Origin of the sequence: Rhizobacter sp. (assembly GCF_035702065.1) — a bacterium.
GTDB lineage: Bacteria > Pseudomonadota > Gammaproteobacteria > Burkholderiales > Burkholderiaceae_C > Rhizobacter.
On record NZ_DASSRA010000127.1, the window covers coordinates 1 to 7834 of the forward strand.

The following is a 7834-nucleotide window of genomic DNA, read 5'->3' on the forward strand; positions in this document are numbered from 1 at the left end:
CGCCAGCCCAGGCTGAACGCGAGCCAGGCGCCCAGTGGCACGCCGACCACATAACTCATGCTCATGCCAAGAAAGACGCGCGACAGCGCCCGTCCTCGCCGCGCCGGCTCGACGACCGCCACCGCAATGCCGGCCGCCAGCGGCGTGAACACCGCACCCAGGCCCATCAGCACGCGGCCCGCGAACAGCCAGAGGAGGTGCGTGGACAAGGCGCACACCACGTTGCCCAGCGCGAACACGACCAGCCCGAAGGCCAGCGCGCGGCGGCGCGGCCAGCGGCCGGTGAACACCAGCGCGAGCGGTGCCAGCACGGCGGTCGACAAGGCGTAGACCGTCATCGCCTGGCCCACCGAGGCCACGCTGGTGACGAGCGCCGTGCTCATCGGGACCAGCATGCCGCTGAGCATGAACGCCCCCGTGCCGATGACGAGGTTGCACAGGGCGAGGAAGCTCAAGAGGCCGGGCATGGAGGGCGACCCTAGCAGAAAGGCCAGCGCCCTGTGCCCCCTGCACAACCGGGCGGATTGGCTCTGCAGGGATAATCCCGTCTTTCCGGTTCCACCCCACTGCTCCACCCAAGCGCGCCATCCATCCACGCGCGCCACCCAGAGAAGCCCCCATGGCCCAGTACGTCTTCACCATGAACCGCGTCGGCAAGATCGTTCCGCCGAAGCGTCAGATCCTCAAGAACATCTCGCTCAGCTTCTTCCCTGGCGCCAAGATCGGCGTGCTGGGCCTGAACGGCTCGGGCAAGTCGACCTTGCTCAAGATCATGGCCGGCATCGACAAGGACATCGAGGGCGAAGCCACCCCCATGCCCGGTCTGAAGATCGGCTACCTGCCGCAGGAACCGCAGCTCGACCCCGCCCAGACCGTGCGCGAAGCCGTCGAGCAAGGCATCGGCGGCGTGCTGGCCGCCAAGGCCCGCCTGGAGCAGGTCTACGCCGAGTACGCCGACGAGAACGCCGACTTCGACAAGCTGGCTGCCGAGCAGGCCGAACTCGAAGCCATCATCGCCGCCGCCGGCTCCGAGAACACCGACCTGCAGCTCGAACTGGCCGCCGATGCGCTGCGCCTTGCGCCGTGGGATGCCGTCATCGGCAACCTCTCCGGCGGCGAGAAGCGCCGCGTGGCCCTGTGCCGCCTGCTGCTGAGCAAGCCCGACATGCTGCTGCTCGACGAACCCACCAACCACCTGGACGCCGAATCGGTCGACTGGCTGGAGCAGTTCCTGCAGCGCTTCCCCGGCACTGTGGTGGCCATCACCCACGACCGCTACTTCCTCGACAACGCCGCCGAGTGGATCCTCGAACTCGACCGCGGATCGGGCATCCCCTGGAAGGGCAACTACTCCACTTGGCTCGATCAGAAGGAAGCCCGCCTGGAGCAGGAACAGAAGAGCGAAGACGCCCGCATGAAGGCGATGAAGAAGGAACTGGAGTGGGTGCGCCAGAACCCCAAGGGCCGCCAGGCCAAGAGCAAGGCGCGTATCGCCCGCTTTGAAGAGCTGAGCGACGTCGACTACCAGAAGCGCAACGAGACGAACGAGATCTTCATCCCCGTGGGCGACCGCCTCGGCCACGAAGTGCTCGAGTTCGATGGCGTCACCAAGAGCTTCGGCGACCGCGTGCTGATCGACAACCTGAGCTTCAAGGTGCCGGCCGGCGCCATCGTCGGCATCATCGGCCCCAACGGCGCCGGCAAGTCGACGCTGTTCCGCATGATCTCGGGCCAGGAGAAGCCCGACAGCGGCACCGTGAAGATCGGCCCGACGGCCAAGCTCGCCTTCGTCGACCAGAGCCGCGAGTCGCTCAGCGCCGACAAGACGGTGTGGGAAGACGTCTCGGGTGGCCTCGACAACATCATCGTCGGCAAGTTCGTGATGCCCTCGCGCGCCTACATCGGCCGCTTCAACTTCAAAGGCAACGACCAGCAGAAGCTGGTGGGCAGCCTCTCGGGCGGTGAGCGCGGCCGCCTGCACCTGGCCAAGACGCTGGCCCAGGGCGGCAACGTGCTGATGCTCGACGAACCGTCGAACGACCTCGACGTGGAAACCCTGCGCGCACTGGAAGACGCGCTGCTGGAGTTCGCGGGCAGCGTGATGGTCATCTCCCACGACCGCTGGTTCCTCGACCGCATCGCCACCCACATCCTGGCCTGCGAGGGCGATTCGAAGTGGGTCTTCTTCGACGGCAACTACCAGGAGTACGAGGCCGACAAGAAGAAGCGCCTGGGCGAAGAAGGTGCGCGTCCGAAGCGCGTGCGCTTCAAGGCGCTCAAGTGAGCGACCGGGGTTAAGAGACAAGGGGCGCTGCGGCGCCCCTTTTTCATCCCCCCAGCTTGGCAGGCTTGACGGCCGCGTGGGCCGGCCAGACCATCGGCTCTTCTTCGGAGGAGACAGCCATGGTCACCAAAGCCGTCAAGAAGACCGCCCCCAAGAAGCCAGCCGCCAAGAAGGCCGCCAAGGCGAGGGCAGCCAAGGCGCCCAAGCCACTCTTCATGCGCGTGGCCCGCCCCGACCCGCCCGACTCGCGCGACCGGCCCTTCCGCCCCAACGTGGCCCGCGCCCCGGCCGCCACGCTGTTCCCCTCGGTGGCCCTGCCGGTGAAGAACCAGGGCGACACCATGGCCTGCACCGGCTTCGGCCTGTCGCTGGTGGTGGAGCACCTGCTGCGCGCCGGCAAGCGCGAGACGGCGCCGGCCATCTCGGCCTTCATGCTGTACTCGATGGCGCGACGCTACGACGAGTTCCCGGGCTCGGTGCAGGACAAGGGCTCCAGCCTGCGTGGTGCGCTTAAGGGCTGGTTCAAGCACGGCGCCTGCCGCGAGGTCTTGTTCCCCGCGCTCGACATGCCGCCCGCCAGCAAGAAGATCAGCGAAGACTGGTGGTTCGACGCGGTCAAGCGCCCGCTGGGCGCCTACTACCGCATCGACACCCAGTCGCTCACCGACATGCATGCCGCCCTCAACGAGGTGGGCATCATCTACGCGAGCTGCGGTTGCCACACCGGCTGGGACGAAGGCCAGAACCAGCCGGGGATGAAGCGCCGCCCCGCCTCGTTCAAGGAAGTGTGGGAGATCCCGGTGCAGGGCGGCCACGCGGAGCACCCGGGCCATGCCTTCGCCATCGTCGGCTACAACGAGCGCGGCTTCCTGGTGCAGAACTCCTGGGGCCCCGAGTGGGGCTCGCACGGCTACGCCATCCTCACGTACGACGACTGGCTGCGCAACGCCATGGACTGCTGGGTGGCCCAGCTGGGCGTGGTCACGCGCGACCACACGGCCATCTCCCAGGCCATCAGCCTGCGCACCGATGCCGCGGGCCGCGTAGCGCTGGCGGCCGATGAGGTGCTGCGCAACCGCGAGATTTCGCCCTTCATCGTCAACATGGGCAACAACGGCGCGCTCAGCAACTCGGGTGTGTTCCGCACCACGCCCGACGACGTGCGTGCGCTGGTCGACGTGCACCTGGCCCAGGCGCGCAAGACCGGGGGGCTCGACGACGGCGTGGTCGACGTGTGCATCTACGCCCACGGCGGTCTGGTCGGCGAGTCCAAGGCCGCCGACATCGCGGCCAAGTGGATCCCGATGCTGTACGACCGCAAGGTGTTCCCGATCTTCCTGATGTGGGAGACCGACTTCTTCAGCACCTTGCTCAACTGCATCGAAGACGCGGTGAAGGACGTGCCGCGCAGCATCGGCGGCGGCTTCAACCTCAAGGGCTGGTGGAACCAGCGCCTGGAGCGCCTGCTGGCCCGGCCCGGCACGCGCATCTGGGGCGAGATGAAGCAGAACGCCGACGCGATGAGCGCCTACAAGCCCGAGGCGGCCGACGACGAACAGGCGGGCGGCGTGCTGCTGTACCGGCACTTCAAGCACGGCGTGGCGAACAAGAAGATCCGCATGCACTTCGTCGGCCACTCGGCCGGCAGCATCGTGGCCGCCTTCATGATCGACCGGCTGGCGCAGGAGGGGATGAAGTTCGAATCGGTGAGCTTCATGGCGCCGGCGGTGAAGCTCTCGACCTTCGACGAGCGCCTGCGGCCGCACCTCGAATCGGGCACCGTCAAGCGCTACCAGCAGTTCCACCTGAGCGACCACGCCGAGCAGGACGACGGCAGTTGCGGGCCTTATCGCCGCTCGCTGCTGTACCTGGTGAGCGAGTCCTTCGAGGGTGGCGTCACCACGCCGGTGCTGGGCATGGAGAAGTTCTTCGATCCCTACGTGAAGAAGCTGCCGCACACGACGGCGTTCGTTGCGCCGGGGGCGGTGAGCGCAGCCACCACGCACGGTGGCTTCGACGACGACCCGGGCACGCAGGCCCAGGTGGTCAGGTTCATTCTCGGGAAATGATCTTGCGCACGCGCTCGGCCTGCTCGTTCGTCAAACGCCCGGTGGCCTGCACCAGCGCCAGCTGACGGCGCGTGAACTCGCGGTACAGCGCGGCGTGCTCGGGGCCGAGCGCTTCCAGCGCGGCCAGGTGGCGCGCGATCACGCCGTCGTCGCCGCGCGAGATGGGCCCGGCCACGGCGGCCGACAAGCCCTTGCTTTGTGCTGCTTCCAGCGTGCCGTGCGCCATCGGCAGCACCGCGCGCAGCAGTTGCGCTTCGTCGATGCCGAAACTGCGCCAGATCTCGGCCACTTCGGCCAGCATTGACAGCAGAAAACTCGCCGCGTAGCTCGCCCCGCCGTGGTACAGCGCGCGGCTGCCGGGCGGCAGGCGCAGCGGGTGCATGCCCAGCGCGGTGGCGAGCTGGCGCAGCTGCGCTTCCAGCGGTTCCGGCCCTTCGATGGCGACTGTGCTGCCGGCCAACAGCTCGATGGCCCGCGCGGGGTCGGAAAAGATCTGCAGTGGATGGAAGCCGCCGATGGACGCGCCCGCGTCGGCGGCCGGCTGCAGCACCGACACCTCCGTCGCGCCGCTGCAATGCACGACCGACTGGCCACTGCGCCAAGGCAGTTGCGCCGCCAGGGGTGCAAGCGCGTCGTCGCGCACGGTGAGGAAGACCAGGTCGGCTTGCGCGGCGACTGCGGCGTCGACCGCCTGGCAACCTGGCAAGCGTGCCGCGAGCTGCTCAGCCACGGCGGCATTGCGGTTCGCCACCATCGCCACCGGACCCCTGCGCTGGTGCAGCGCGGTGGCCAGCGCCTGCCCCAGGCGCCCGGTGCCGATGAAGGCGATGGTGCTCATGTCGACTCTCAGGCGGCTTGCTGCACCGGCGGCTTGTCGCGCGCCAGCTCGCCGCCCAGCGCGTCGATCAGCTGCGGGATCAGCTGGCCCAGCTCGCCGGTGGTGATGGCCACGTCGGCGTCGAACCCGTTGTCGTCCTTGCCTGCGGTCGAACCGGCGCCTTCGAGCGCCACGTCGAGCAGCTTGATTTTCTTGATCGCGCCGGCCTCGTTCAGCACGAAGGAGACGCGGCCGTTCCAGGTCATGGCCAGCGAGGTGGGCAGCTTGCCCTGGGTGATGTGCTCGCCGACCTCGTCGATGTCGAGCGTGTGGCGCGCATAGCGCACGGTCGACTTCTCGCTGTCGGGCTGCTTGAGCTCGCACTCGCGGTCGATGCTGAAGCCGGCGGGCGCTTCGCGGGTCTTGAGCCATTCGGCCATGGCGGTGGCGGGCGAGAGCTCGGTCTGCAGCAGCGTGAGCGTGATGCCGCCGCCCAGGAGATCGACCAGCATGCTGACGATGCGGTCCGAGGCCTTCACGCTGCCGGCGCCCACCAGCACCAGCCGGGCACGCGGGTCGATCCACACCAGCGTGGTCGAGCGCTTGGGGAAGGCACGCGGCAGCAGGCCGTTCACGATGTCTTCCTTCAGCTCCTTGGCCTTCTTGCCCTTGGGGCGGCGGCCGGTGTCGGCCTCGACCTTGTCGAGCTGCGCTTCGAGCTGGGTCTTCACCACCTGGCTGGGCACGGCCTTGCGTTCGACACACAGCTTGAGGATGAGCTGGCCGCCCACGCCTTCCATCAGCGCAGCATTCTTTTCGCCGCGCGGCTCGACCCAGCCGGCCGACTCGGGTTGCGAGGCGCCGCATTCGACGAAGCGGCCGGCGTCGAGCCGGCGTTCGATCTCGGCGCTGGAGGGCGGCTCCCAGGGGCCGATGCGGTAGAGGAGGGCGTTCTTGAACATGGAAGGCGGCTGGGAAGGAGACGGGATGCGAGGGGGCGGATTGTAGGAGGGCGAACCCTGGCAACTACTGAGCCCCCTTGGCGCATATCTTGCGAACATGGGGCACCCCTTTCCCCACCTCAACCGAAAGAGACTCCCATGAAGAAGTGCTTGCTCGCGTTGGCCCTGGCTGCCCTCGTTACCGCACCGGCCCAGGCGCAAGAAACCAAGGTCGCCATCGGCATCTCCGGCTGGACCGGCTTCGCCCCGCTCACGCTTGCCAAGGAGGCGGGCCTCTTCAAGAAGCACGGGCTCGACGTGACCATCAAGAAGATCCCGCAGAAAGACCGGCACCTGGTGCTGGCCTCGGGCGACATCCAGTGCGCCGCGACCACGGTCGAGACCTGGATCGTCTGGAACGCCAACGGCGTGGCCGCCACGCAGATCTTCCAGCTCGACAAGAGCTACGGTGCCGACGGCATGGTGGTCAAGCCCGGCATCGCCAAGATCAGCGACCTCAAGGGCAAGACCGTGGCGGCCAGCGCGCCCGGCACGGCCCCGTACTTCACGCTCGCGTGGATGCTCAAGAAGAACGGCCTCTCGATCAAGGACGTGAAGGTCGTCAACCTCGAACCGCAGGCCGCGGCCAACGCCTTCATCGCCGGCAACGCCGATCTCGACGCCGGCATGACCTACGAGCCTTATCTGTCGACGGTGCGTGCCAAGCCCGAGGCCGGCAAGATCATCGCCACCACGCTCGACTACCCGATGGTGATGGACACCTTCGGCTGCACGCCGCAGTTCCTGGCCGACAACCCCAAGGCCGCGAAGGCGTTCGCCGATGCGTACTTCGACGCGGTCGAGCTGATCAAGGCCGACCCCAAGAAGAGCTTCGAGATCATGGGGGCCGACGTGAAGCAGAGCGGCGAGCAGTTCGAGGGCTCGCAGAAGTACCTGCGCTGGCAGGACAAGGCGGCGAACCAGAAGTTCTTCGCGGGGGAGCACGCGGCGTTCAGCAAGGAGGCGGCGGACCTGCTGCTGGAGGCGGGGATCATCAAGGCGATTCCTGACCTCACCAAGCTGGCGGATACGCGCTTCATCAAGTGATGCGGGCGGGGGGTGGTGCGGGGCTTCGATACCTCAGCCTGAGCGGGCTGAGGTTCGCGAAGATCCTTGCTCGCCTGCACCCGACCGCTCAGCCTGAGGTATCGAAGGCCCGCTCCGAATCTGCATGAAACCCCTCGTCCCCGTCACGTCCACCACCCGCGTCGCCCTCGGCATCGCCTTCTTCATCCTCTTTGTCGCCGCCTGGGCCGCGGCGACGCTCGGCGGCTTCGTCTCCAAGACTTTCCTCGCCGACCCGCTCACCATGCTCAAGGCCGGCTGGTCCCTGCTCACCGAGATGGGCTTCGCCAAGGACATCGGCATGACCGTGTGGCGCGTCGTCGGCGGCTTTGCGCTTGCCGCGCTGGTGGCGCTGCCGCTGGGCGTGGCCATGGGCGCCTACAAGCCCATTGAGGCCTTCTTCGAGCCCTTCGTCTCGTTCGCGCGCGACCTGCCGGCCAGCGCCTTCATTCCGCTGCTGATCCTGTGGGCCGGCATCGGAGAGGCACAGAAGCTGGCCGTCATCTTCATCGGCAGCTTCTTCCAGCTGGTGCTGATGATCGCGGTGGTGGTGGGCAACACGCGGCGCGACCTGGTGGAGGCGGCCTACACGCTGGGC

At 67.7% G+C, this 7834-nt stretch carries 7 protein-coding genes; 4 read left to right on the top strand and 3 right to left on the bottom strand.

Features of this window, described 5'->3' with window-relative positions; genetic code table 11:
* On the bottom strand, nucleotides 1–467 hold a 467-nt coding region (locus VFL64_RS05960; protein ID WP_489539459.1), incomplete at its 3' end, for an MFS transporter.
* Between the two features lie 152 nt (nucleotides 468–619).
* On the opposite strand from VFL64_RS05960, the gene ettA reads away from it, so the two are divergent.
* Together ettA and VFL64_RS05970 are read left to right on the top strand one after the other, a co-directional pair.
* Nucleotides 620–2284, top strand: a complete 1665-nt coding sequence (gene ettA / locus VFL64_RS05965) for an energy-dependent translational throttle protein EttA (RefSeq protein ID WP_489539460.1) — start codon at nucleotides 620–622, stop codon at nucleotides 2282–2284.
* A gap of 119 nt (nucleotides 2285–2403) precedes the next feature.
* The gene (locus tag VFL64_RS05970) at nucleotides 2404–4353 is read left to right on the top strand and encodes a C1 family peptidase (protein WP_489539461.1); all 1950 of its coding nucleotides are present in this window, start codon (nucleotides 2404–2406) and stop codon (nucleotides 4351–4353) included.
* On the opposite strand, the gene VFL64_RS05975 is transcribed toward VFL64_RS05970, so the two are convergent.
* Nucleotides 4337–5191 (bottom strand): Rossmann-like and DUF2520 domain-containing protein, encoded by an 855-nt coding sequence (locus tag VFL64_RS05975; RefSeq protein ID WP_489539462.1) that lies wholly within the window; start codon nucleotides 5189–5191, stop codon nucleotides 4337–4339. The two genes, VFL64_RS05970 and VFL64_RS05975, sit on opposite strands and share 17 nt — an antisense overlap.
* A gap of 8 nt (nucleotides 5192–5199) precedes the next feature.
* Nucleotides 5200–6132 (bottom strand): recombination-associated protein RdgC, encoded by a 933-nt coding sequence (locus tag VFL64_RS05980; RefSeq protein ID WP_489539463.1) that lies wholly within the window; start codon nucleotides 6130–6132, stop codon nucleotides 5200–5202.
* Nucleotides 6133–6270: 138 nt separating this feature from the next.
* Between VFL64_RS05980 and VFL64_RS05985 the strand changes: the two genes are divergently transcribed.
* Together VFL64_RS05985 and VFL64_RS05990 are read left to right on the top strand one after the other, a co-directional pair.
* A complete protein-coding gene (locus VFL64_RS05985) occupies nucleotides 6271–7218 on the top strand; it encodes an ABC transporter substrate-binding protein (RefSeq protein WP_489539464.1) in 948 nt (315 codons plus the stop codon).
* Between the two features lie 124 nt (nucleotides 7219–7342).
* The coding region (locus tag VFL64_RS05990) for an ABC transporter permease (RefSeq protein WP_489539465.1) at nucleotides 7343–7834 on the top strand (492 nt) is incomplete at its 3' end.